Here is a 22,427-nt window from a genome sequence, read left to right on the forward strand (position 1 = left end):
TGGGTTAAATAACTATTTATCTTCTCACATATTTATAATTAACTACTTTTTAAAAAATTAAATTAAAAATCAGGAAATTTAAAAACAATAATAAAGAAAAAAATAAAAAAATTAGAAAAAATTATTTATTGGACGGTCTCAGAAATGGGAAATTTATTTGAAATGGACTTGAATATTACAATTTTTGACCACAGGGAATATGATCCCGAATTTAATGAAAATTATGCTAAAAATGGAACTGTTGATTTCAAACTTAATAACAAATATTGGGTTAAAAAACAAACTTATAAATACATGTCTAAAAATAGTTTCAAATATATGACAACACTCTGGAACGAGTATATAGACAAATTCTGCAATTACACACGAAAAATACAACAAAAAGGACTGAAATTCAGCCAAATCGCACATATATCATATGAATCCAAATCAGAAATAATAAACTCAGATTTTAACATCAATATCTCAAGACAAACAGTATACATCACAGAAAAAGAAAAAACACCACTATACATATTCGAAAAAGAACAAAAATTAATGAAAGAAATTGAAAAATTAAACATCACCCCTAGCGGTTACTACAATTATGACGAAGAATATATAAAGATTAATAAGGAAATTTATGTGAGATTAACGCTAATTGATGCTCATACACGAATGATAATCAATGACGAATTAATTCCTAAAAAAGATTTTAACAAAAATTACATTGAAAAATTCCTCCAAGAATCCACAAAAGGAATAACACTAAACACAATAATCACAGACGGACACACATCCTATAAAGAAATAATAGAAAAATTAGACGCTAAACATCAATTATGCACCTTACACCTGATGCAAAACCTAATGACAAAATTAAACCCCATTATCCAAGGAAAAAACAGGAAAATCAAATCACTCACTGAAAAAAATATCAAAAAAAGAGACAGAATAGAAGAGCTAAAAAGTGAACAACCACTAAAAAGAGGAAGAAAGAAAAAAACAGACACCCAAGCAATAAACAACTTAAACAAACGAAAAAAACCTAAATAAAGAAATAAAGGAAAACAATGAGAAAATAAAAGAATACAAAACGGAAATCAAAGAACTCCTAAAATACAAAAAGAAAATTCAAAAAATATTCAAAGCCAAAACATTAAAAACCGCAATGAAACATTTCAACGAATTAAAACAAAAACAAGAAGAAATACCCAAAGTTATTCAAGAATATGTTAAAAAACTAGATAAAAAAATTGATAGAATAATCGAACAAGTAAAAGACAGAGAAATACCTAAAACTAATAATTTAGTAGAATTATTTTTTAAAGTAACATTTCCTGGTAAAATCAAAAGAATTTACCGAACATACGAAGGAGCACTAAACAAAATCAAATTAGACGACTTAAAATGGATAGAAAAAAATGTCATAGGATACCATCAAAAAAAAATTAATCAGTTGAATTTTTTACAGTAACGGAAAAAATATTATTATTTCCCAATCATGCTTTTAAGACTGTCAATGTCGAATTTAAGTCTGTCCAATTCTAGTTTCAGTTCGTTTTTCTCATTTTCTATTTTGACAAACTCTGGTGATTTGACATGCAGCTTTTTAACTTCTGTGTTGATGGTTACTGCCTGCAGGTGTTCGATGTATTGGTATTTTAAATCTTCTGGATTGATCATGAAGTATGCTTGATCGGTTTTGTTTTTTGCTTTTCCCTGTAAGTCATTAACATCGTCTAGACTCATGCCGTCATTGTATAATGCTGATGCGTGGAATTTCCGTAGCATGTGGCTTCTGAATCTGTTGTAGGTGCCGATTTTTCCTAGTCCCAAATCGTCATTAATCTTTTGAAAATTAACTGTGAAATAATTTACAGCCATCTTAAACAGTTTGGATTCATTGGTGATGTTGTCGGTACGAGATAGGATGTGTGCGTTGATTGCTTTTACTGCTTCTGGGCTGCAATATGTGGTATAGTATTTGTTGGTCTTTTTACGGAGTATATTGAAAGTGGGAATGATTGTTTCATCATCTTCGATAATGTCAATTACCTCAAATATGTCCATATCTTTTCGTGGAAGATATTCAGACAATGCATCGATGTAATCTTGTATTGTCAGGCTTAGTGTTTCTGCTCTTGCACATCCGCTGGAGCAAATGAACAGTATTGCAGCCTTCATAACTGGGCTGGCAATTCCTAATGCTTTTCTGATGATTTCTTTATCTGGTAAATCACTGAAATAAATTGGTTGGGTTTTTTTGACTGATTTTTCGTTGATTTTTGGAAGTTCGTAGATTTCAATATCATAGAACTTGTAGAACTTGATGACATTAATCATGACTAATTTTACAGTGTTTAGGGCATAGTTTTCAAGTAGGTATTGTCTGAATTCCAGTAGTCTGGTTTTGATTCTGCGGTGTTTCCATTTGATTCCTTTGTTTTCTTCGTTTTCTGCTTCCATTAGAAGTTCATTGAGTTCCATTTCATGATATTTTGCATATTTTTCCAGTGCGTATGTGTATAGTCTTTGTGTGCCTGGTGAATGGTTGTATGTTACAAATAATGTTTTTAGCAATTCATTGTTTTTCATTGTTTTTCAGCTCCTTAAAGTGTTTGTAAAAACATTTTTGAAAAGAGCCAAAACTAACAATTTACGATAAGTATACAATAATATTTCTATATTGTTTCCAATAACGTACTTTTCTATTTTTCTAAAAACTTATTTATTTAAAAATCAATACTAATATTCATGACTCTCAAAGTCTCAGATATTGGTGAAAAGGAATTAGTCAGATACATCATTGCCAATTCAAGGAATATCACTCCAGATGATACTGCAATCACCAAGTTCAACTCAACTAATCTTATTTCAACCTGCGACATGCTCATCCAGTCAAGGCATTTTCCACACAACATGTCCTATTTTGACATGGGATTTAAAGCAGTTACAGTTAATGTAAGTGATTTGGCGGCTATGGGTGCAGAACCGTTAGGATTTCTCCTGGCAATTGCACTTCCAAAGGATTTGAAAATCGATGATTTTAAACAAATCATTGATGGAGTACTTAAAGCCTGTGAGTATTATCATGTCCCATTGATTGGTGGCGATACCAATGAGGCATCTGAAATCATCATTACCGGAACCGCACTGGGTCTGACCGATAAGCCATTGATGAAGGATACTTATAACATGGGGGATTTGATAGCTGTAACGGGTAATTTAGGTCTTGCTGCATTAGGTTTCAATCTAAACACGCTTGATAATGTTTATGTTAAAAAAGCATTAAAGCCAAAAGCCAGAATTAAGGAGGGGCTGATTTTAAGGGATTATGCAACATCCGCTACTGACATTACCGATGGGCTTGCAAGCGAATTGTATGAGATTAAAAAGGACGGGTATGGTTTTATGATTCATGAGGAGCTTTTAAACATCTCTGATGAATACAAAAGCATATCCAGTCAGTTGGGTTTGGATTATTTGGATTTGATACTTCATGTTGGAGAGGACTTTGAGTTATTGTTTACAATATCAAAGGAGAACTTTGATAAGCTGCCGATTGACTGCATGGTCATCGGTGAGGTTACAGATACTGACGTTGTTGAACTGACATTGGAAAACGGATTTGTTGAAAGAGTAAAGAATAAGGGCTATGAGCATTATGTTAGTGAGTAATGAATTATACAAAAAAAGTTCAAAAACACAGAAAATCAGATGTGAGATTTGTGCCAATTACTGCAAGATTGCTGACGGCAACCTCGGAGTGTGCAGACAGCATAAAAACATTAACGGGGAGCTTTTTGATGAATCTTATGGTATAGTTTCATCATTGAGTCCTGATCCTGTTGAAAAAAAGCCTCTCAATCATTTCATGCCTGGGACATTCACCTATTCGATTGGGGGTTTTGGATGCAACATGACATGTTTGCACTGTCAGAACTATATGATATCACATGAATATGACATTAATTCTAGAGGTATTAAAATAACACCAGAGGCGATTGTGGAAAATGCACTTAACTACAATTGTGACTCAATTGCTTGGACCTATAATGAACCTACAATACACTTGCCTTTCTCCAAGAAAACTTCCCTGCTTGCAAGAAGTAAAAACTTGAAGGTTATCTATGTAAGCAACGGCTACTTTTCAGACAAGTCTCTTAATGAAGTTTTAGGATTTGTCGATGCATTCAACATAGACATCAAATCAATGTCTAAGGATTTCTATAAAAAAGTCTGCGGTGCAGACTTGAACATTGTTTTGGATAATGTAAGAAGAGTATACTTGGAAGGCAAACATCTCGAAATCACCAATCTGATTATCAATGATTATAATGATTCAGTTGAAGAGATAAATGAGTTATGCGATTTTGTAGTTTCCGAGTTAGGCCCTGAAGTACCGCTTCACTTTTCAAGAGCCTTTCCATACTATAAGATGGATGACATTTCACCTACAAAACCTGAAATTCTCTACAGGGCAAGAGAGATTGCACTTGAAAAAGGCATTGAAAATGTATATTTGGGAAATATTTAAGTGATGGTATGGTGGATGGTAAGTCCACCCTAATTAAATCAATCTATTCATCAAATAATGTCACTGATTAAAATTCCACTTCATTAGATTTCGTTTTTTAGAAACCTTCACCTTGAAAACTATTAACCTAGCTTTGATTCATATCAATCATTAATTAGAAATGTGTTATATCCTACCAATAATGGTAGGAATATAAGTGGCTGCTAAAAAAATAATGCAGTCTAAAAACATTTCTACCATACACGGCCTCCATTGGGGCTAAACTGTGGAATGTTAAGTTTTTTTGCAATTTAGTCACCCTTTTAATAATTGATTTTTATTAGTTCCAGGGGTTAATATTTATTACTTTTTATATATAAAGTATTACTAAAATATTTTTTAAAAAGGTATAAATACAAGATTAATATTATAATAAAATATTGGAATGTTAAGTGGATTGCAATTTTTGTTATCCATTTTAATAATAGTTTAGGGTTTTTTACCCTAATCTCATTATTAATGCTTATTTTTACTTATTTTAATTATAATTAAGAGTATTTGAAGTTTAAAATTAATTAAAATATTTTCATTTCATGATTCAGCAGTTTAATCATTAATTTTAAAAAAGAAGTTAAAAGTTAGTTTCATTCACCAAAACTAACTCTTTCGAATTTTTCCAATGTTTTAAGTGATTTGGTTGCATCCACACCAATTTTAGTAGTTGTACCATCACTTTCAGCTACAGGATCAAGGGATGAACCACGAACATTAGGAACAATCATAATGTCACGGTCACCTTTAACACGAGTAGCTATAGCGTATTCAACGTCTTCAGCATCAAAAATATTAACATCAGTATCTACTGCAACACAGTGCTTGAGTGAAGGGTGAGCTGACAATGCTGCCATAATAGCATTCTTACCGTCACCTTCAGTTTGCTTGTTGATAGATACAACTGCATGCAACCAGCAGCAGCCTCCCTCAGTCAGGACAACATTTTCAACTGTAGGAACTGCATTTTTAACCGCCTTGTAAATCCTAGGTTCCTGTGGAAGCCCTTGAAGTAACTTATGTTCAAATCCTGCAGGAACAATTGCATGATAGCATGGATTGTCCTTTTTGATATGCATCTTGTTTAAATTAATAATCGGCTGGTCACGGATAATGTCGTAAGTATCAGTCAAATCAACGAAAGGACCTTCAGCAACGGTTTCAGTCACTGAAATATTACCTTCAAGAATGATGTCAGCTTGAGGAACTTCCAAATCACCGCATTTTATCAGTTCAAGTTCACCGTTCTTGAATGCATTTGCAACTTCCATTTCATTGTAGTCAATCGGTATTGAGGTAGTGCTTGCAAGAAGTATTGCAGGATCCATTCCGATAGCGATTGCAATGTCTAAGTCCTCACCTGCTTCCTGTGCATTTTGGAAGTAAGTGTAGAGGTTTCTAGGCACGATTCTGATAACCAGTCTTTTGTTGTCAAGCACCATCATACGATGGATTGAAGCGTTTTGAATGCCGGTTTTAGGATCACGTGCAAAGACAACACCTGCAGTGATATAAGCTCCGCCGTCACGTTTGTAATGGGTTAAAATAGGGATTTTATCCAAATCGATTTCCAAATTATCATATTCAGAAAAATCAGTGAATTTTTCAACTTTCAATGGGTTTTCCATTGCATCAATGATTTTTTCAGTAATCTCTGAAACTTCACAGTTGATTGACTTAGCGATTTTGTCACGTGTATTGCAGATTCCGGTAACAACAGGCATGTCATATCCTTTAACGTTTTTGACAATAACAGTGTCTTTAGGATATTCTCTCAATACTTTAGAGATTTCATATTCAGTTGAAAGCTCATCAGTAATTTCTATAATGTTTTCATCTTTAATGTTCATATTATCACTAGAATGTTATTTTTTTATCTTTTAGCTTATCAAGAAGGCCTACCATCTCAGGATTTCCAATACCGAGGATTTCACCAGTAAGAACTGCAGCATTTTTGCCGTTGTTTATGCCGACTGTTGCAACAGGCACTCCTGGAGGCATACTGACGGTAGTAAGCATATAATTGTCTCCATTTTCATTGGTACATGGAACTCCAATAACAGGTCTTGCAGTAAGACCGACAATTCCTCCTGTAACCTGTGAAGAGTTGGAGCTGACTCCAATGAATATTTTAGCATTTTTCATAGATTTGACATAATTAATGAATTTCTTGTTTGATCTGATTGGACAGACTACTTTTATGTCATATGTGATTTTAAGTCTTTCTAATATCTTGGTTATTTTTTTTGCAGTTGCAACATCATTTTGCCTTCCAACAATAATGGCCACTTCAGCGTCTTTGTTTTTGCATTCGCTGTTTTCTTCATCCACTTCAGCCTTATTTATTTCGAGATTTTTAATTCTTATAAAGTCATTTTCAATGTAAGGCCTGTCAATTACCTGAACTATGCTTTCATTGCTGTCAATAACTTTCATTGCATATTCTTTTCTAAGTTCAATGACTTTTTTGTGAACTTCGTCATCATGAAGACCGATAAACTGCGCTGCAAGTATCGCAGCATTGTCTCCACGGTCTATTCCAACGGTAGCAATTGGGGAAGGATATGGCATTTGAACAATTGATTCTAATGCATCTATTCCACCAGTCTTAACATCAACAGGCACTCCAATAACCGGTCTTGGTGTGTAAGCGGCAATTGAGCCTGGTAAGTGTGCAGCTAGACCTGCAATACCTATAAAAACTTCAATTCCAGCATCAGTACCTTGTGTCACAATTTCACGAACAAGATTAGGTGTTCTGTGGGCTGATGCTATTTTTAAACTGTATGGTATTTCCAATTTATCTAATATGTCCATGGATTTTTCTGCAATAGCAATATCTGATCCACTTCCAAGAATAATCATTATCTTTGCTGTCATTTTAAAATCCCTTCTAAAAAAATAAATTTTATATTCACTATAAAATATTGATTTTAATATATATTAAATTATCATTGATAAATTAATCCTGTTCCGCTTAGTGTCAACATCAAGAACCTTAACATCAACAATATCTCCGACACTGACTATGTCTAAGGGGTGCTTTACAAACCTGTCAGATACCAATTGTGAGATATGAACCAGTCCGTCCTGATGAACTCCAATATCTACAAAAGCACCAAAATCAACAATATTTCTTACAGTTCCCTGCATTACCATGCCGATTTCCAAATCATCAATTGATAACACGTTTTTCCTAAGCATAGGCTTTGGCATATCTTCACGAGGGTCACGACCAGGCTTTTTAAGCTCATGAATAATGTCTTTAAGGGTTTCAGGACCGATATGCAATTCCTCTGAAATTTCATCAAGGTCTATGTTATCCAATCTGAGATTGCTTTCACCGATATCATTGACTGAATAATTCAACTTCTTTAACAGTTTGAATGTTGCATCATATGATTCCGGATGGATTGTAGTGTTATCCAATGGATATTCGGGATTGTCAATTTTTACAAAACCTGCACACTGCTCAAAAGTCTTTTTACCAAGTTTGCTGACATTCAACAGTTCCTTACGGGAGCTGAAACTGCCGTTTTCCTCACGATACTTGATTATATTTTTTGCGGTAGTGTTTCCAATACCTGAAACATAATTCAACAGGCTTACAGAAGCAGTGTTTAGGTCAACTCCAACTTCATTAACTACTTTTTCAACTACACCGCCTAAAGATTCCGATAACTGTTTCTGATTCATGTCATGCTGGTATTGGCCGACACCAATGGATTTAGGGTCAATCTTAACAAGTTCAGCTAATGGATCCTGCAGTCTGCGGGCAATTGAAACCGCACTTCTTTCACCTTCTGAAAAATCAGGGAATTCCTCATCAGCCAATTTTGAAGCAGAATAGACTGATGCACCAGCTTCATTAACGATGATGTACTCGACACTAGTTCCTTTGATGATTTGTGCAACTATTTCTTCTGATTCCCGTGAAGCGGTACCATTGCCGATTGCAATGACATTAATATCATACTTGTCAATCAACTCACGAACAGTCTTAATTGACTCTTGAACCCTATTTTGCGGTTCGGTCGGATAAATCAGACTGGTATCCAAGACTTTTCCCGTTTCATCAATGATGGCCAACTTACATCCGGTTTTAAATGCAGGGTCCCATCCAAGAATGGTTTTGCCGACAAGTGGACTTTCCATCAGCAGCTGATTCAGGTTTCGGGCAAACACTTCAATTGATTTTTCCTCAGCCTTTTCAGTCAGATAGTTTCTGATTTCACGCTCAATTGCAGGTGAAATCAATCTTTTATATGCGTCCTTGACAGATTCTTTAATGATTGGAGTAGTGTATCTGTTGTACTCTATCTTTTCAGGGATTTTTGAAATGTTTTTAAGCATGTGTCTGTTGAGATATTCTATGATTTCATCAGTTTCACAAACAATCTTTACCTTAACAACTCCTTCCTTTTCAGCACGGTTGATTGCTAAAATCCTATGGGGTGGAATCTTTTTAATGTTTTCTGAATAATTATAGTATGTATCATATTCTGTGGATTTCTCCTTGTCTTTTGCTTTTGTCTCAATCTGGCTGGTATAAAAGGTATTCTGTCTTATCTTTTTTCTAAAAGTAGAATTATCTGAAATGATTTCTGCAATAATGTCCTGAGCACCCTGAATAGCATCTTCGGGAGTTTTAACCTCATCATTAACATAATTTAGGGCTATCTTTTTAACACTTTGTTTAACATCCTGCTTTAAAATGATGTCGGCTAATGGTTCAAGGCCTTTCTCACGTGCTTTGGTTGCTCTAGTCTGTTTTTTGCTTTTAAACGGCCTGTATATGTCTTCAAGTTCAACCAGTGTTTCAGCTTTAATGATTTTGTTTTTCAAATCATCGTCAAGTTTTCCAATCTCATCAATTCTTTTGATGATTTTTTCCTTTTTATCTTCCAGATTACGCAGATATTTTAACCTTTCATCAAATTTCCTTAGTGTTTCATCATTCAGTGAGCCGGTTACATCTTTTCTATACCGTGCGATGAATGGTATTGTGTTACCATCATCAATCAGTTTGATTACCTTTTTAACCTGCCAATTTTTTAGATTCAATTCTTTTTCGAGTGCTTTAACTATCATCAAATTCTACCTGAAAATATTTTTTTTCTTTTTCTAAATCAATTTTATTTCTTTTTGAATAATAATTTTTTGTTTAAATTAACAAAAACATTTATAACTATTTAATTAATAAAGTTATTAATGTAGTAACTTTTATTGGTGAATTTGAGTGTATTGGTTTTTAGTAATTATCGTATTTTTACTGGCTGGTATAAAAAGTGAAAAGCCTAAAAAGTACCAAAAGGTTTCAGTGATTATTCCCGCATATAATGAGGAGGAAACCGTTTCCAAAGTCATTGAAGTTGTAAGCAAGGTATCCTTTGTAGATGAGATCATCGTTGTTAATGACGGATCATCTGACAATACTGAAGCGGAAGCTACCAAAACGGGAGCAATAGTGATAAATCATGAAACAAATAAGGGAAAGGGTGAAGCGCTATACACTGGTTATAAGGAAGCGGAATGTGACATCATCGCATTCATCGATGCAGACATATACAATTTAACTTCACGTAAAGTAGAAGCGATGATTAAGCCTATTTTGGATGGCAAAACTGATATTACAAAGACAAAATTTTCACGTGCTAGCGGAAGGGTAACAGAACTTACCGCAAAGCCTTTACTTAACTTTTTCTTCCCGGAAATTTCATTTGAACAGCCTTTAAGCGGTCAGTTTGCAGCACGTAAGGAAGTATTGAAAAAGATTAATTTTGAAAAGGATTATGGTGTGGATGTAGGTATTGTTATTGATGCTGATGTATTGGGGATTTCAATAACAGAAGTTGATATCGGTGCAATCGAACATGACATGTCTCCACTATCAGACCTGAATCTGATGGCAAATGAAGTTGTAAGAACAATCATAAGCCGTGCCAACAAGTATGGTAGGGTTGTTATGATTGATGACATTGGTTATTACATCAGAATGGCTATTTTAGGATTGTTACTGGTTATTTTAGGATTGTTTACAATATTTTTCGTGAAATTTGTTCCGTTGTCTGTTGGAGTTATAATTTCTGTCATTGGTCTTATAATTGCAATTTACTATATAGTTAAGGTAATTGTGAAATCCATTGTAATGTTTAAAAAGACTCCTCGGGCCAATCTTGTCCGGTCTTTTGTTAAGATTCATTTCCCAATGATTATTTCACTGATTATTTTGATTTTGATGATTTCAACATTCATTGGTGCAGCACACTTTGAACATGGCGTTTTGTCAATTGAGCCTAATTCCAGAAACCTGATTATTTATGCTGATGATTCTCCAAGGGACAATTCAATCACAGTCAGAGGACCATATACTGTTGACAGTGCAATTGAAAACGAATCGGATATGATACGGATGCCGGCAGATGCAATGCTAACGCTCGGTATCAAATATAATGATACGATGGTCATAGGTGATGAAAAATATGTCATAAATGAAACAAGGCCCGGAGAACCGGATGTATTAAGGTTGCCTATTGAAGCTAAAAAGGAATTGAATGTTCAAGATGAATATGTGATACAGAATAGCCGCCTTAAAGAAATATTTTCAGATTCAATCATAACTCATAGTTATGAAAATAACAATATAACAGTCTATGAAAAGTATATAGTTTCATCCAATGATAAAAAAGCATCAAACTATGAAATATTAGTTAATAATGAATCAATACTTACTTCAGCAGGAATATTCAAGCAAAATGCCTCATATAACATAGCCATTGACGGCGAGTATGTTACTTCAATAAAATATCCAGAAAATAAAACATTTATCTATGGTGATGATACTGTAGACATAATATTTAAGGATAATAATATAACTTCAATAAAAATACCTGTTCGTCAAAATCATGGGGATTTCCTGAATTTTGAATTTGAAAAATTACTTGAAGAAAACGAGTAAAAAATAAGTATAAATAACCTTGATTAAAGGTTATTTTTTATCATATGCCTTAACGGCTTCTTCAACATCATCATAAAGTCCAAGTGCAGCTAAAGCACCAACTTTACCTTGCTCCCCTGTAACTGCAATCAATGGAATGTTTAATTCATCTGCAACGGATTCTGCAGTTTCAACATCCATCATTCCGGATTTGGTAGCAATTGAATATTCCCTCAACTTTTCAGGAATGTCTAATCCTTCTAGAATTGCAATTGCAGTTTTATCAGATAATGTATCTCTTTTAAGTATTTCAATAACTTTATCAATCAACTCTTGTTTTTTAGATTCTTCAACAGCAAATGTCAAAGCAATTGAAACACAATTTTGAGTTTTATGAGGATTATGAGGATATAACTGAACAATAATATGATCCAAATATTCGAATCCCAAATCCCTTAGTTCAACACCAAGGTTATGTGCCATAGTCCAAGTGGCTCCAGCATCCTTAACATCGGTATCGTCAACACCGATAACAACCTTTTCAAGTTTAGGTGTTACAACGGTTGCTCTTCCAACCTTTGATCCTCCACCAACATCAAGAAGCTCGATGTATTTTACACCGTCACCCATACCTCTACACATTCCGGCTCCTACACCTGCACCGGCAAGACCTGCATGTGTAACTTTAACTTCATCTCCATCAATAACAATTTCATCGATTCCGGCAGCATTAAAACTTGCCTGCAAGTCAAGAGGGGCACTACCAGCATGACATTTGTAAACATGTTTGTTCCCGTCACGATAAGCGGAATCAATCAATTCTGAATTGTTTCTGTATTGATGCAGTAACCAATGAGACCCTGAAATACAGGGATGGTATTCTACAAGTTCCACCTTGTCTCCATCAACCATAGTAAGTACTTTTTCATATGGTGCAATCCATGGGTCTTGGAATTTTTCTCTTAATTCATCTGGCTTTAGTATTTCCATCAAATCACTAGATTTCTTTTAATCTGTCACACATTTTGATAGCTGCTTCAACAGCACTTTTTGCGTTTTTAACACGTCTGTGAGCATCCATTCTGGTCATACCCGGACCTGTAATTCCAAGTGCTACTGGAGTATCATATTCTAAAGCTAAATCAGCTATTTTACGGGAAGCATGTTGTGCTACAATCTGATCGTGGTCGGTTGCACCTTCAATCACAGCACCGAGAGTGATTATAGCATCGTATTCATCTTTTTGTAATAATTTTTTGATTACAAGAGGCATATCGAATACGCCTGGAACTGCAACTACTTTTGTAATTTCACATCCTCTATTTTTTGCTTCTGCTTTTGCAAGCTCTAACATCATTTGTGTAATATCATAGTTAAATTCAGCAACAACTGCTGCTATTTCATATTTTGCCATTTATATCAATCCTCTTTTTTTTGTTTTATGCGCCACCGCTAAATATAATGAGTAAAAATCCAGCTACCCCACTAACTACCATAATGAATATGATAAAAAGTGCTGCTAATTGCATTCTAGTCATTTTTTTGAAATTCATTTTTTCATATCTCCATTTTTTTTATAAATTATTTTTAACTGCTTCAGCCAGTTCAGTAGTTGATGCTGAACCGCCCAAATCACCAGTTAAAGTATTGGCATCATTTAGAACTTTTAAAATTGCGGCTTCGAATTTATCTGCCGCTGTATTTTCACCTAAATATCTGAGCATCATTATTGATGAAAGCATCATAGCTATTGGATTAGCCTTGTTTTGACCAGCAATATCCGGTGCTGAACCATGAACAGGTTCAAATAAAGCACCTTCTTCACCAATATTGGCGGAAGGTATTAAACCAAGACCACCTACAAGACCTGCTCCTTCATCAGATAATATATCGCCAAATAGATTTGTGGTTACAACCACTTCAAAACTTTCAGGTTGGGTTATAAGATACATTGCAGTTGCATCTACATAAAAGTCCTCAGTTGCAATGTCAGGATAGTCTTTTGCAACTTCATAGAAAATTTCTTTAAATAACCCATCGGTCTTTTTCAATACATTTGCCTTATGAACTGCGGTCACTTTTGTCTTATTATTCTGTTTTGCATACTCAAATGCATATCTTATTATTCGTTCTTCTGCTTTTCTTGTTATTATGCGTCTTGCAATTGCCCCTTCATCAGTATAGGACTCTTCATCGGCAATGTACATTCCTTCAGTATTTTCACGCACAATCATAAAGTCAATGTTGTTGAATAATGAGTTAGTATTAGGATAAGCTTTAACAGGTCTTAAATTAGCAAACATTTTCATTTCTTGTCTGATTTTAACAATAACATCAGCTGCAGTCTCACCTGCTGCACCAAATAAACATGCATCAGAATCTCTAATCATATCTAAAGTTTCATTTGGAAGTGCAGTACCATTTTTCTCGAGGCATTCATCTCCCGCTTCACCGTAAACATATTCGAAATCAATATCTAATGTATTCAAAACATCTAATGTTGCATCCATTACTTCACGGCCAATTCCATCTCCTGGAACAACTGCGATTTTATAACTATTTGTTTTTGAGGTACTCAATTAAACCACCCTGATTTAAAATTTCTAACATGAATGGAGGTAATTTTTTAAATTTAATAGTTTCTCCATTTTCAGATGTTATTGTAGCATTTTCCATATCAACTTCAATTGTCTCTTCATTTTCAACTAATTTGCTAATTCCCGGAGCTTCAAGAAGTGGAACTCCAACATTTGTAGCGTTTCTGTAAAATATTCTTGCAAAGGATTCGGCAATCACTGCAGAAACTCCAACACCTTTTAGTGCGATTGGAGCATGTTCACGTGATGAACCGCATCCAAAGTTTTTACCACCAACAATAAAGTCGCCTTTATTGCATTTTTTGTAAAAATCCGGGTCTAATCCTTCCATACAATGTTGGGCTAATGTTTCTTCATCAGTGTAAATTAAGTATCTTCCAGGAACAATGATGTCTGTATCAATATCGTCTCCAAATTTCCATGCTTTTCCTTTCACAATATCACTCCGGTGCAGTTATTCTTCCTTCAATTGCTGAAGCAGCAGCAACAGCAGCTGAGGATAAGTATACTTTACCATCACTTGAGCCTTGTCTTCCTTTGAAGTTTCTGTTTGAAGTTGAAAGACTTACTTCACCTGGTCCGATAATTCCGGTGTGTCCTCCAAGGCATGGACCACAACAAGGAGCAGATACAAGAGCTCCGGCTTCAACGAATATTTTAAGTAATCCTTCATCCAATGCTTTAAGATAAACTTCTTTAGATGCTGGTATAACTAACATTCTAGTTCCGTTAGCTACTTTTTTACCTTTTAAAACTCTTGCAGCATCTCTCAAGTCACTAAGTCTACCATTAGTACATGAACCTAAAAATACCTGATCGATTTCTGTATCAACCTCACTAACAGGTTTTACATTGTCAACATTGTGAGGACAAGCAATTTGAGGTTCCAAATCATTTACATCAATATCAATTATATTAAGAGAAGGTGAATCCAAATCGGTTTTAAATATTTTATACGGTTTGCTGGAACGTTTTTCAACATAATCGATGGTTTTTCTGTCAGGTTCTACCAAACCTGTTTTTCCACCCATTTCAATGGCCATATTGCACAGCACCATTCTATCTGAAACACTCATGTCAGATACTGTTTCGCCTGCAAATTCACAGGCTTTGTAAGTTGAGCCGTCTGCACCCACTTGGCCAATAATATGCAAAATTACGTCTTTAGCATAAACATTATCTTTCAATTTACCTGTAATATTGAATCTATTGGTTTCAGGCACTTTAAACCATAAGTTTCCTTCAGCAAATACCATAGCCATATCAGTTGAACCGATACCTGTTGCAAATGCACCTAAAGCACCATGAGTGCAAGTATGTGAATCTGCACCTACAATGACTTCTCCAGGTATTACATGACCTTTTTCAGGTAGAATTTGATGACAAACTCCTGCATTAACATCATAAAAATGTTCAATACCTTGTTTTTTAACAAATTCTCTCATAACTATATGATTATTTGCTGAATCGATTGAATCTGCTGGAACCTGATGGTCAAATGGAATTACAATTTTTGATGAATCCCAAACCTTTTCAGCTCCGATTTTTTCAAAAGATTCGACAGAAAGAGGACCGGTTAAATCGTGAGTCATTGCTATATCAATATTTGCTATAATTATATCTCCTGCTTCCACATTTTCTTTTCCGGAAGCTCTAGCTAATATTTTTTCAGACATTGTTGGCATATTTCTAACCTCTCAATAATGATAACTATATATATTTATCAAAATATATAAACTCTCTTTTAATTGCAAATTTTTTTACTTTTTTTAATATTTATATATAATGTTTAACATAAGATTACTCATGAGCAACTCATTTTTTAATAGATTCAAAAAAGAAGAAAAGCCTCCTGTTATTGAAAAACAGGCTCCTGTTTGGGAAGATAGGATTTATTGGGTTTCAACATTACAGAAAATAGCATTTCCAGTTTTGAATAATTTGGCTAGAGGATCACTTAGAAAAAACATGCCATATGAATCAAACAGTACTGAAGGACAGAAATTTACATATCTGGAAGCATTTGCTCGTGTTTTTAATGGTATTGCTCCTTGGTTAGAATTGGGTGCTGATAATTCTGAAGAAGGTCACGTACGTGCAAAATATCTTCAGTTAACCTTAAAATCAATTAAAAATGCTGTTAGTACCAATAGTAATGATTATATTTTTGTTGTTGAACCAAAACAATCTTTAGTTGATGTTGCTTTATTTGCTCAAGGATTACTCAGAGCTAAAACCCAAATTTGGCTTAATTTACCAATGGATGTTCAGGCTAGAATTATTCGTGAATTAAAAAATACTAGAATTATAGCTCCTTATGAAAATCATTGGTTATTGTTTACTTCAATGATTGAAGCTGCTCTTTTAGAATTCACTGGTGAATGTGATAAAGAGAGATTGATTTATGCTATTTCTAAGTTCAGAGATGAATTATATGTAGGGGATGCAATCTACTCCGATGGTGAAGATTTTGAAGTGGGATACTTTAACAGTCTCGTTATTCATCCGATGCTTAATGATATTTTAACCGTAATGAGAAAATACGGTCTTCAAGATGGAGAATTTTTAGACGTTCAATTAATGAGGTCTTCAAGATTATCTTCTCAGCTTGAAAGATTAATTTCACCTGAAGGAACATATCCTCTTTTGGGAAAAGCATTATCATATCGCTGTGGAGTATTTCATTTGCTTTCACAGGCCGCACTTTTAAAAATATTGCCTAGAAATATTTCACCAGCACAGGTTAGATGCGCTCTTACAAAGGTTATTCAAAGACAATTCACCGGAAACCAGAATTTTTCTAGCGAAGGATGGTTACTTTGCGGTTTAAATGCATCACAGATGGAAATCTGTGAGGATAATATCAATACTGGAAGTTTATATGCATGCTGTGCAATATTCCTGCCTTTAGGATTAAGAGCGGATGATGTATTCTGGAAGGCACCATCTGAAGAGTGGAGTAGTCAAAAAGCTTGGAATGGCCATCAAATACACTCAGACCAATCAATTAATTTTTAATTCAACTCATATAAGTTCCCGTAATTATATAATTTAATTTCTGGAGGAACTTCTTTTATTATATTTTTTGTGTCAAATATTACTGGATTTTTAGTGTTTTCTTTTATTAAATCGTAATCGATGTGTTTAAATTCATCATGGTCACATAAAACCAGAATTAGGTCGGCATCTTTTGTGGCCTCATCTAAACTTACAAAATTAGGATTGTCAATGTGAGGGTCATGAATAGCTATTTTATAATCATTACTTAATTTGGATATAATTTCATATGCTGGACTTTCCCTGTCATCTCCGGTATTTCCTTTATATGAAACACCTAGTATTGCGATTTTACCGTCTGAAATTATCTTTTTCACATTTTCACAGACAAAATCTGGCATTGAATTGTTTGTATCACGTGCCAGCTTAATGATTTTTGCTGTTTCTGGAGCTTTGGCATAAATAAAATATGGATCAATTGCAAGGCAATGTCCTCCAACTCCAGGTCCTGGGGAGTGAAGATTAACTCTAGGATGTTTATTTGCCATTTCAATAACATCTAATGCATTTACACCAATTTCAGCACAAATTTTTGCAAGTTCATTTGCAAGGGCTATGTTAACATCTCTGAAGGTATTTTCCATGCATTTTGAAAGTTCTGCTGTTTTTGCTTCAGTAAGCATCAAATCTCCTTCAACGAACTGACCGTAAACTTCACTGGCTTTAACTGCACATTCAGGTGTTACTCCACCTATTATTCTGTCATTATGTATTAATTCGTCGATTATTTTTCCAGGTAGTACTCTTTCAGGACAATGTGCAAGATATAAGTCCTTTCCTATTGTAAAACCTGCTTTTTCAAAAATAGGTTTTATCACTTCGTCTGTTGACATTGGAGCTATTGTTGATTCAACAATAACAGTATTTCCCTTTTCAAGATAAGGTAAAATTGATTCACATGCTGTTATTACATAACTTAAATCGCAGCTATAATTTTCAACAATATATGGTGTCGGTACGGTGATTATGAAAGCATCAGCTTTTTGAGGGGTTAGACTAGCTTTGTATACTTTTTTTTCCACTGCTTTTTTGATAATGTCGGATATTCCTGGCTCTTCAATATGTATAATTCCATTATTTAAGTTATTAATCATTTCTTCAGAAATGTCTACTCCGACTACTTCGCAGTGATTACGAGAAAAAAGTGCTGCAGTCGGAAGTCCAATGTAGCCTTGACCAATAATACACACTTTCATAATTTCTAACTCCCTTGTTTAAATATTACATATAAATATATATAGAAACTAATATTAAAGTTTTAAGTGATATTATGAAGATTTTAATTACAGGTTCTAATGGAATGTTGGGCCATGATTTAATAAAAGTTTTGGAAGAAAATAATGAATTGATTCTTACAACTTCTAAAACATTTGATATTACAGATAAAAAGCAAACAATGGATTATATTTGTGATACCAAACCGGACATAGTTATTAATTCGGCGGCTTACACTGATGTTGACGGTTGTGAGCAAAATCAGGACCTTGCATATGCGGTTAATGGAGATGGTGTTCGTAATTTGGCACTAGCTTGCAGAGAAATTGATTGTCCATTGGTTCATATCAGCACTGATTATGTATTTGATGGCAGTGCACGTGATCCTATTGCAGAGGATGGTGAAATAGGTCCTATAAGCGTTTATGGTAAAAGCAAGCTTAAAGGTGAAGAAGCTATCTTGGAAATACTTGATAAATATTTCATTGTCAGGACAGCTTGGCTATATGGAATTAATGGCCGTAATTTTCCTAAAACAATGCTTGAATTAGCTCAAAACCACTCTGAAATAACTGTTGTTTATGATGAAGTTGGTACTCCTACATATACTCCCGATTTAGCTTATGGAATTTCTCAATTGATTGAAACAGATTATTATGGAACTTACCATCTGACTAATTCCGGAAGTTGCTCATGGTGTGAATTTGCAAGATATATTTTTGAGATTGCTGATAAGGATGTAAAGGTTATTCCAGTAACTGCATCTGAATTTGCAAGACCTGCACCAAGACCAAGCTATTCAGTTTTAAATAATAAACAATGGGTTGAAAATGGTTTTAAACCTCTTAGAAATTATAAAGAAGCGATAAAAGAATATATTGAGTTGATTAAATGAATAAAAAATTTATTTTAGTCATTGCATTAATCATTGCTTTATTTGGTATTTCTGCAGTTAGTGCAGGTTTTTTTGACTTTTTAAAGTTTGATGATGGTGCAAGTGACATAAATGTAGTGGAAGACGGAGAATATTGTACAGTTGATGAAGTTTCAGCTTATATTAAGGAATTTCACAAACTTCCAAGTAATTATATCACAAAAAAACAAGCCAATGCATTAGGCTGGCATGGAGGCCCACTTAAAAAATATGCACCGGGAAAAAGTATTGGTGGGGATACATTTACAAACAGGCAGCATATACTTCCTGACAGTGATGATAAATACATTGAATGTGATATTAATGCAAATGGAACCAGTCGTGGTGCAGAAAGAATAGTCTACAATACCGGTGATTATAAAGTGTACTATACTGACGATCATTACGCTACATTCACAGAGGTTTAAAATGATTTTAGATGGTAAATTAATTAACCAGCAGGGGCATGATTATTTGATGGAGGCTTTAAATTTGCCGGATTATTACGGTAAAAATCTTGATGCATTATATGATTGTCTTTGTGAGATGGAATGTGAAATCGAATTGACTAATTCTTGTGAAATCGATAAGGATATTCTTGACACATTTCAAGATGCTGCTGATGAAAACAAATTTTTAAAATTTAAAATAATATAAAAAACAAAGTGATTATTATGAAAGGTATAGTTCTAGCAGGCGGTTCAGGAACTCGTTTATATCCTATTACTAAGGCTGTTTCAAAACAGTTATTGCCACTATATGACAAACCGATGATTTATTATCCAATTTCTGTTCTTATGCTTGCAGGAATCAAAGAAATATTAATTATATCCACTCCTCGCGATTTACCAATGTATAAAGATTTGTTGGGAGACGGATCCAGTTTGGGAATCAAATTTGAATATGCCGTTCAGGAAAATCCTAACGGCCTTGCAGAAGCATTCATCATTGGTGAAGACTTCATTGGAAATGATAATGTTGCACTTATTTTGGGAGACAACATTTTTCACGGACACAGATTCACAGAAATTCTTGAAAGGGCAATCAATCTTGATGAAGGAGCAGTAATATTTGGATATTATACTAATAATCCTGAAGCGTTTGGTGTTGTTGAATTTGATGATGATTGGAATGTTTTATCAATAGAAGAAAAACCAGAAAAGCCAAAATCAAATTATATTGTTCCAGGTCTTTATTTCTATGATAATGATGTAATAGAAATTGCTAAAAATGTTAAACCGTCCGACAGAGGGGAAGTTGAAATCACTTCTGTAAATGAGGAATACTTAAAACGCGGAAAACTTAAAGTTGAACTTCTCGGAAGGGGTATGGCCTGGCTTGATACCGGAACTCATGAAGGACTACTTGAAGCGGCCAATTTCATAGAAACAGTTCAAAAAAGACAAAGTTTATACATCGCTTGTCTGGAAGAAATTGCTTATCTTAAAGGATACATTGATGATAATCAGTTATTAAAAACTGCTGAAGAACTTAAAAAAACCGATTATGGTCAATATTTATTTAATTTAGTTAAAAGGTGATTTTGTGGGAAAGTTTAATTTTATTGACACCGGAATTGAGGGTATGTTTGTTGTTGAACCTACTGTTTTTGAGGATAACAGAGGATATTTTATGGAAACATACCAGGAAAACGATTTTAAAGAAGCGGGTTATGATTTAACTTTTGTTCAGGATAATCAATCAAAATCAAGTAAAGGTGTATTAAGGGGTCTGCATTTACAATTAAATTATCCTCAAGGTAAATTGGTCCGTGTCATTAAAGGGGAAGTATTCGATGTTGGAGTTGACCTTAGAAGCGATTCACCAACTTACGGTAAATGGTATGGTGAAATATTGTCTGAAGACAATAAGAAACAATTGTATATTCCTCCAAAATTTGCACATGGATTTTTAGTACTTTCTGATGAAGCAGAATTTTTATATAAATGTACAGAGTTTTATCATGGCGAAGATGAGAGCGGAATCATGTGGAATGATGAGGATATTGCTATTGACTGGCCATTGGATGGCATTGATGAAATAATATTATCCGATAAAGATAAAGAGTGGAAAACCTTAAAAGAATCAAATATTAAATATTAGGGATTATTATGACAAATATTTTAGTTACTGGCGGAGCAGGTTTTATAGGAAGTAATTTTGTAAGATATATGGTGAATAAATACTCAGATTATCATATAATCAATTTGGATGCTCTAACTTATTGCGGAAATCTTGAAAACTTAAAAGATATTGAAGATAAAGACAATTATACTTTTGTTAAGGGTGACATTAGGGATAAAGAAATTGTAGATGATCTGGTTAAGAAATCTGATTATGTAATTAATTTTGCTGCTGAAAGCCACGTTGATAGGAGTATAGAAGACCCTGAGATATTTATTAAATCAAACGTGTTGGGCACACAAGTTCTTTTAAATGCCTCTAAGGAATACGGTGTTGAGAAATATATCCAAATATCCACTGATGAAGTTTATGGAACATTGGGAAAAACCGGATATTTCACTGAAACTACTCCTCTACAACCTAATAGTCCTTATTCAGCTTCTAAAGCTGGTGGAGATTTAATCACAAGGGCATACTTTGAAACATTTGATTTGCCTATAAATATTACTCGCTGTTCAAATAATTATGGGCCGTATCAGTTTCCAGAAAAACTAATTCCTCTAATGATTTCTAATACATTGGAGGATAAGAAATTACCTGTTTATGGTGACGGTAAAAATATTCGTGACTGGCTGCATGTTCACGACCACTGTACTGCAATAGATTTGGTTTTACATGAAGGTAAGTTGGGTGAAGTCTATAACATTGGTGGAAACAATGAAAAAGAAAATATTTATATTGTAAAACTGATTCTTGAAACTTTAGGAAAAGATGAATCATTGATTGAGTTTGTGACTGATCGTTTAGGTCATGATAGGCGTTATGCTATTGATTCATCAAAGATTCAGGATGAGCTGGGCTGGAATCCGGATTATACATTTGAAGTAGGTATTAAAGAAACAATTCAATGGTATCTTGACAATCAGGATTGGACCAACAAAATCAAAAGCGGACAATATCAGGAATATTATGAAAAAATGTATTCAAATAGGTAGTGATTTACACTTGAAATTTACCTCTTAATTTTATAATATT

22 protein-coding genes are annotated in these 22,427 nt (G+C 34.1%); 12 read left to right on the forward strand and 10 right to left on the reverse strand.

Translation table 11 applies throughout. The features are described 5' to 3' along the window. Positions 1 to 144: 144 nt before the first annotated feature. The gene (locus IJ258_RS01695) at positions 145 to 1,035 is read left to right on the forward strand and encodes a hypothetical protein (protein WP_292802033.1); all 891 of its coding nucleotides are present in this window, start codon (positions 145 to 147) and stop codon (positions 1,033 to 1,035) included. Positions 1,036 to 1,150: 115 nt separating this feature from the next. Further along, positions 1,151 to 1,456, forward strand: coding sequence for a hypothetical protein (locus IJ258_RS01700; RefSeq protein WP_292802034.1), 306 nt, complete (start codon positions 1,151 to 1,153; stop codon positions 1,454 to 1,456). Between the two features lie 14 nt (positions 1,457 to 1,470). Here the strand turns inward: IJ258_RS01700 and IJ258_RS01705 are convergent, their stop codons facing one another. Then, entirely contained in the window at positions 1,471 to 2,577 is a 1,107-nt protein-coding gene (locus IJ258_RS01705; protein ID WP_292802035.1) for a tyrosine-type recombinase/integrase, read from the reverse strand. A gap of 159 nt (positions 2,578 to 2,736) precedes the next feature. Between IJ258_RS01705 and thiL the strand changes: the two genes are divergently transcribed. Further along, positions 2,737 to 3,660: a thiamine-phosphate kinase gene (gene thiL, locus IJ258_RS01710; protein ID WP_292802037.1), complete on the forward strand. Its 924-nt coding sequence runs from the start codon at positions 2,737 to 2,739 to the stop codon at positions 3,658 to 3,660. After that, positions 3,647 to 4,519 carry an AmmeMemoRadiSam system radical SAM enzyme gene (gene amrS / locus IJ258_RS01715; protein ID WP_292802039.1) on the forward strand — a complete coding sequence of 291 codons (873 nt, stop codon included), beginning with the start codon at positions 3,647 to 3,649 and terminating at the stop codon, positions 4,517 to 4,519. Before thiL ends, amrS begins: the two co-directional genes overlap by 14 nt. Positions 4,520 to 5,142: 623 nt before the next feature. Here the strand turns inward: amrS and IJ258_RS01720 are convergent. The 3 genes from IJ258_RS01720 to IJ258_RS01730 all read right to left on the reverse strand — a co-directional run bounded on the left by IJ258_RS01720 (position 5,143) and on the right by IJ258_RS01730 (position 9,640). Beyond that, a complete protein-coding gene (locus IJ258_RS01720; RefSeq protein WP_292802041.1) occupies positions 5,143 to 6,399 on the reverse strand; it encodes a UbiD family decarboxylase in 1,257 nt (418 codons plus the stop codon). 7 nt (positions 6,400 to 6,406) lie between these two features. Next, complete coding sequence (gene purE / locus IJ258_RS01725; protein WP_292802043.1) at positions 6,407 to 7,429, reverse strand: 5-(carboxyamino)imidazole ribonucleotide mutase; 1,023 nt, start codon at positions 7,427 to 7,429, stop codon at positions 6,407 to 6,409. A 63-nt stretch (positions 7,430 to 7,492) separates the two neighbouring features. Next, a complete protein-coding gene (locus IJ258_RS01730; RefSeq protein WP_292802045.1) occupies positions 7,493 to 9,640 on the reverse strand; it encodes a Tex family protein in 2,148 nt (715 codons plus the stop codon). A 148-nt stretch (positions 9,641 to 9,788) separates the two neighbouring features. Between IJ258_RS01730 and IJ258_RS01735 the strand changes: the two genes are divergently transcribed. Further along, on the forward strand, positions 9,789 to 11,507 hold the full coding sequence (locus IJ258_RS01735) for a glycosyltransferase (RefSeq protein WP_292802047.1): 1,719 nt from the start codon (positions 9,789 to 9,791) through the stop codon (positions 11,505 to 11,507). Positions 11,508 to 11,537: 30 nt separating this feature from the next. Here the strand turns inward: IJ258_RS01735 and mmp11 are convergent, their stop codons facing one another. The 5 genes from mmp11 to hacA all read right to left on the reverse strand — a co-directional run bounded on the left by mmp11 (position 11,538) and on the right by hacA (position 15,768). Then, entirely contained in the window at positions 11,538 to 12,476 is a 939-nt protein-coding gene (gene mmp11 / locus IJ258_RS01740) for a methanogenesis marker protein 11 (RefSeq protein ID WP_292802049.1), read from the reverse strand. A gap of 7 nt (positions 12,477 to 12,483) precedes the next feature. Then, the gene (ribH, locus tag IJ258_RS01745; RefSeq protein WP_292802051.1) at positions 12,484 to 12,900 is read right to left on the reverse strand and encodes a 6,7-dimethyl-8-ribityllumazine synthase; all 417 of its coding nucleotides are present in this window, start codon (positions 12,898 to 12,900) and stop codon (positions 12,484 to 12,486) included. 160 nt (positions 12,901 to 13,060) lie between these two features. Beyond that, positions 13,061 to 14,065, reverse strand: a complete 1,005-nt coding sequence (locus IJ258_RS01750; protein WP_292802053.1) for an isocitrate/isopropylmalate family dehydrogenase — start codon at positions 14,063 to 14,065, stop codon at positions 13,061 to 13,063. After that, positions 14,043 to 14,519: a 3-isopropylmalate dehydratase small subunit gene (locus IJ258_RS01755; protein ID WP_292802055.1), complete on the reverse strand. Its 477-nt coding sequence runs from the start codon at positions 14,517 to 14,519 to the stop codon at positions 14,043 to 14,045. Before IJ258_RS01755 ends, IJ258_RS01750 begins: the two co-directional genes overlap by 23 nt. A 4-nt stretch (positions 14,520 to 14,523) precedes the next feature. Then, positions 14,524 to 15,768: a homoaconitase large subunit gene (gene hacA / locus IJ258_RS01760; RefSeq protein ID WP_292802057.1), complete on the reverse strand. Its 1,245-nt coding sequence runs from the start codon at positions 15,766 to 15,768 to the stop codon at positions 14,524 to 14,526. A gap of 100 nt (positions 15,769 to 15,868) precedes the next feature. Here hacA and IJ258_RS01765 point away from each other — a divergent pair, with 100 nt between their 5' ends. Then, positions 15,869 to 17,101: a DUF2264 domain-containing protein gene (locus tag IJ258_RS01765; protein ID WP_292802059.1), complete on the forward strand. Its 1,233-nt coding sequence runs from the start codon at positions 15,869 to 15,871 to the stop codon at positions 17,099 to 17,101. Here the strand turns inward: IJ258_RS01765 and IJ258_RS01770 are convergent. Then, positions 17,098 to 18,336 (reverse strand): nucleotide sugar dehydrogenase, encoded by a 1,239-nt coding sequence (locus IJ258_RS01770; protein ID WP_292802061.1) that lies wholly within the window; start codon positions 18,334 to 18,336, stop codon positions 17,098 to 17,100. The genes IJ258_RS01765 and IJ258_RS01770 overlap by 4 nt on opposite strands. A 74-nt stretch (positions 18,337 to 18,410) precedes the next feature. Here IJ258_RS01770 and rfbD point away from each other — a divergent pair, with 74 nt between their 5' ends. From rfbD to rfbB, 6 genes are read left to right on the forward strand one after another with little or no spacing between them, the layout of a single operon-like run. Then, the gene (gene rfbD / locus IJ258_RS01775; protein ID WP_292802063.1) at positions 18,411 to 19,250 is read left to right on the forward strand and encodes a dTDP-4-dehydrorhamnose reductase; all 840 of its coding nucleotides are present in this window, start codon (positions 18,411 to 18,413) and stop codon (positions 19,248 to 19,250) included. After that, positions 19,247 to 19,696, forward strand: a complete 450-nt coding sequence (locus tag IJ258_RS01780) for a ribonuclease domain-containing protein (RefSeq protein WP_292802065.1) — start codon at positions 19,247 to 19,249, stop codon at positions 19,694 to 19,696. The genes rfbD and IJ258_RS01780 overlap by 4 nt, the downstream gene beginning before the upstream one ends. Position 19,697: 1 nt before the next feature. After that, positions 19,698 to 19,925 carry a barstar family protein gene (locus tag IJ258_RS01785; protein ID WP_292802067.1) on the forward strand — a complete coding sequence of 76 codons (228 nt, stop codon included), beginning with the start codon at positions 19,698 to 19,700 and terminating at the stop codon, positions 19,923 to 19,925. A gap of 17 nt (positions 19,926 to 19,942) precedes the next feature. After that, the gene (gene rfbA, locus IJ258_RS01790) at positions 19,943 to 20,809 is read left to right on the forward strand and encodes a glucose-1-phosphate thymidylyltransferase RfbA (protein ID WP_292802069.1); all 867 of its coding nucleotides are present in this window, start codon (positions 19,943 to 19,945) and stop codon (positions 20,807 to 20,809) included. A gap of 4 nt (positions 20,810 to 20,813) precedes the next feature. Beyond that, a complete protein-coding gene (gene rfbC, locus IJ258_RS01795; protein ID WP_292802071.1) occupies positions 20,814 to 21,371 on the forward strand; it encodes a dTDP-4-dehydrorhamnose 3,5-epimerase in 558 nt (185 codons plus the stop codon). 8 nt (positions 21,372 to 21,379) lie between these two features. Further along, positions 21,380 to 22,387 carry a dTDP-glucose 4,6-dehydratase gene (gene rfbB, locus IJ258_RS01800; RefSeq protein ID WP_292802073.1) on the forward strand — a complete coding sequence of 336 codons (1,008 nt, stop codon included), beginning with the start codon at positions 21,380 to 21,382 and terminating at the stop codon, positions 22,385 to 22,387. The last annotated feature ends 40 nt before the right edge of the window (positions 22,388 to 22,427 follow it).

Source organism: Methanobrevibacter sp., assembly GCF_017468685.1.
GTDB lineage: Archaea > Methanobacteriota > Methanobacteria > Methanobacteriales > Methanobacteriaceae > Methanocatella.

What these genes read in the sequence shown, in the direction of transcription:
- IJ258_RS01695 (WP_292802033.1), top strand. Translation starts at nt 145, where the DNA reads ATGGGAAATTTATTTGAAATGGACTTGAATATTACAATTTTTGACCAC.
- IJ258_RS01700 (WP_292802034.1), top strand. Translation starts at nt 1,151, where the DNA reads ATGAAACATTTCAACGAATTAAAACAAAAACAAGAAGAAATACCCAAA.
- IJ258_RS01705 (WP_292802035.1), bottom strand. Translation starts at nt 2,577, where the DNA reads ATGAAAAACAATGAATTGCTAAAAACATTATTTGTAACATACAACCAT.
- thiL (WP_292802037.1), top strand. Translation starts at nt 2,737, where the DNA reads ATGACTCTCAAAGTCTCAGATATTGGTGAAAAGGAATTAGTCAGATAC.
- amrS (WP_292802039.1), top strand. Translation starts at nt 3,647, where the DNA reads ATGTTAGTGAGTAATGAATTATACAAAAAAAGTTCAAAAACACAGAAA.
- IJ258_RS01720 (WP_292802041.1), bottom strand. Translation starts at nt 6,399, where the DNA reads ATGAACATTAAAGATGAAAACATTATAGAAATTACTGATGAGCTTTCA.
- purE (WP_292802043.1), bottom strand. Translation starts at nt 7,429, where the DNA reads ATGACAGCAAAGATAATGATTATTCTTGGAAGTGGATCAGATATTGCT.
- IJ258_RS01730 (WP_292802045.1), bottom strand. Translation starts at nt 9,640, where the DNA reads ATGATAGTTAAAGCACTCGAAAAAGAATTGAATCTAAAAAATTGGCAG.
- mmp11 (WP_292802049.1), bottom strand. Translation starts at nt 12,476, where the DNA reads ATGGAAATACTAAAGCCAGATGAATTAAGAGAAAAATTCCAAGACCCA.
- ribH (WP_292802051.1), bottom strand. Translation starts at nt 12,900, where the DNA reads ATGGCAAAATATGAAATAGCAGCAGTTGTTGCTGAATTTAACTATGAT.
- hacA (WP_292802057.1), bottom strand. Translation starts at nt 15,768, where the DNA reads ATGCCAACAATGTCTGAAAAAATATTAGCTAGAGCTTCCGGAAAAGAA.
- IJ258_RS01765 (WP_292802059.1), top strand. Translation starts at nt 15,869, where the DNA reads ATGTTTAACATAAGATTACTCATGAGCAACTCATTTTTTAATAGATTC.
- IJ258_RS01770 (WP_292802061.1), bottom strand. Translation starts at nt 18,336, where the DNA reads ATGAAAGTGTGTATTATTGGTCAAGGCTACATTGGACTTCCGACTGCA.
- rfbD (WP_292802063.1), top strand. Translation starts at nt 18,411, where the DNA reads ATGAAGATTTTAATTACAGGTTCTAATGGAATGTTGGGCCATGATTTA.
- IJ258_RS01780 (WP_292802065.1), top strand. Translation starts at nt 19,247, where the DNA reads ATGAATAAAAAATTTATTTTAGTCATTGCATTAATCATTGCTTTATTT.
- IJ258_RS01785 (WP_292802067.1), top strand. Translation starts at nt 19,698, where the DNA reads ATGATTTTAGATGGTAAATTAATTAACCAGCAGGGGCATGATTATTTG.
- rfbA (WP_292802069.1), top strand. Translation starts at nt 19,943, where the DNA reads ATGAAAGGTATAGTTCTAGCAGGCGGTTCAGGAACTCGTTTATATCCT.
- rfbB (WP_292802073.1), top strand. Translation starts at nt 21,380, where the DNA reads ATGACAAATATTTTAGTTACTGGCGGAGCAGGTTTTATAGGAAGTAAT.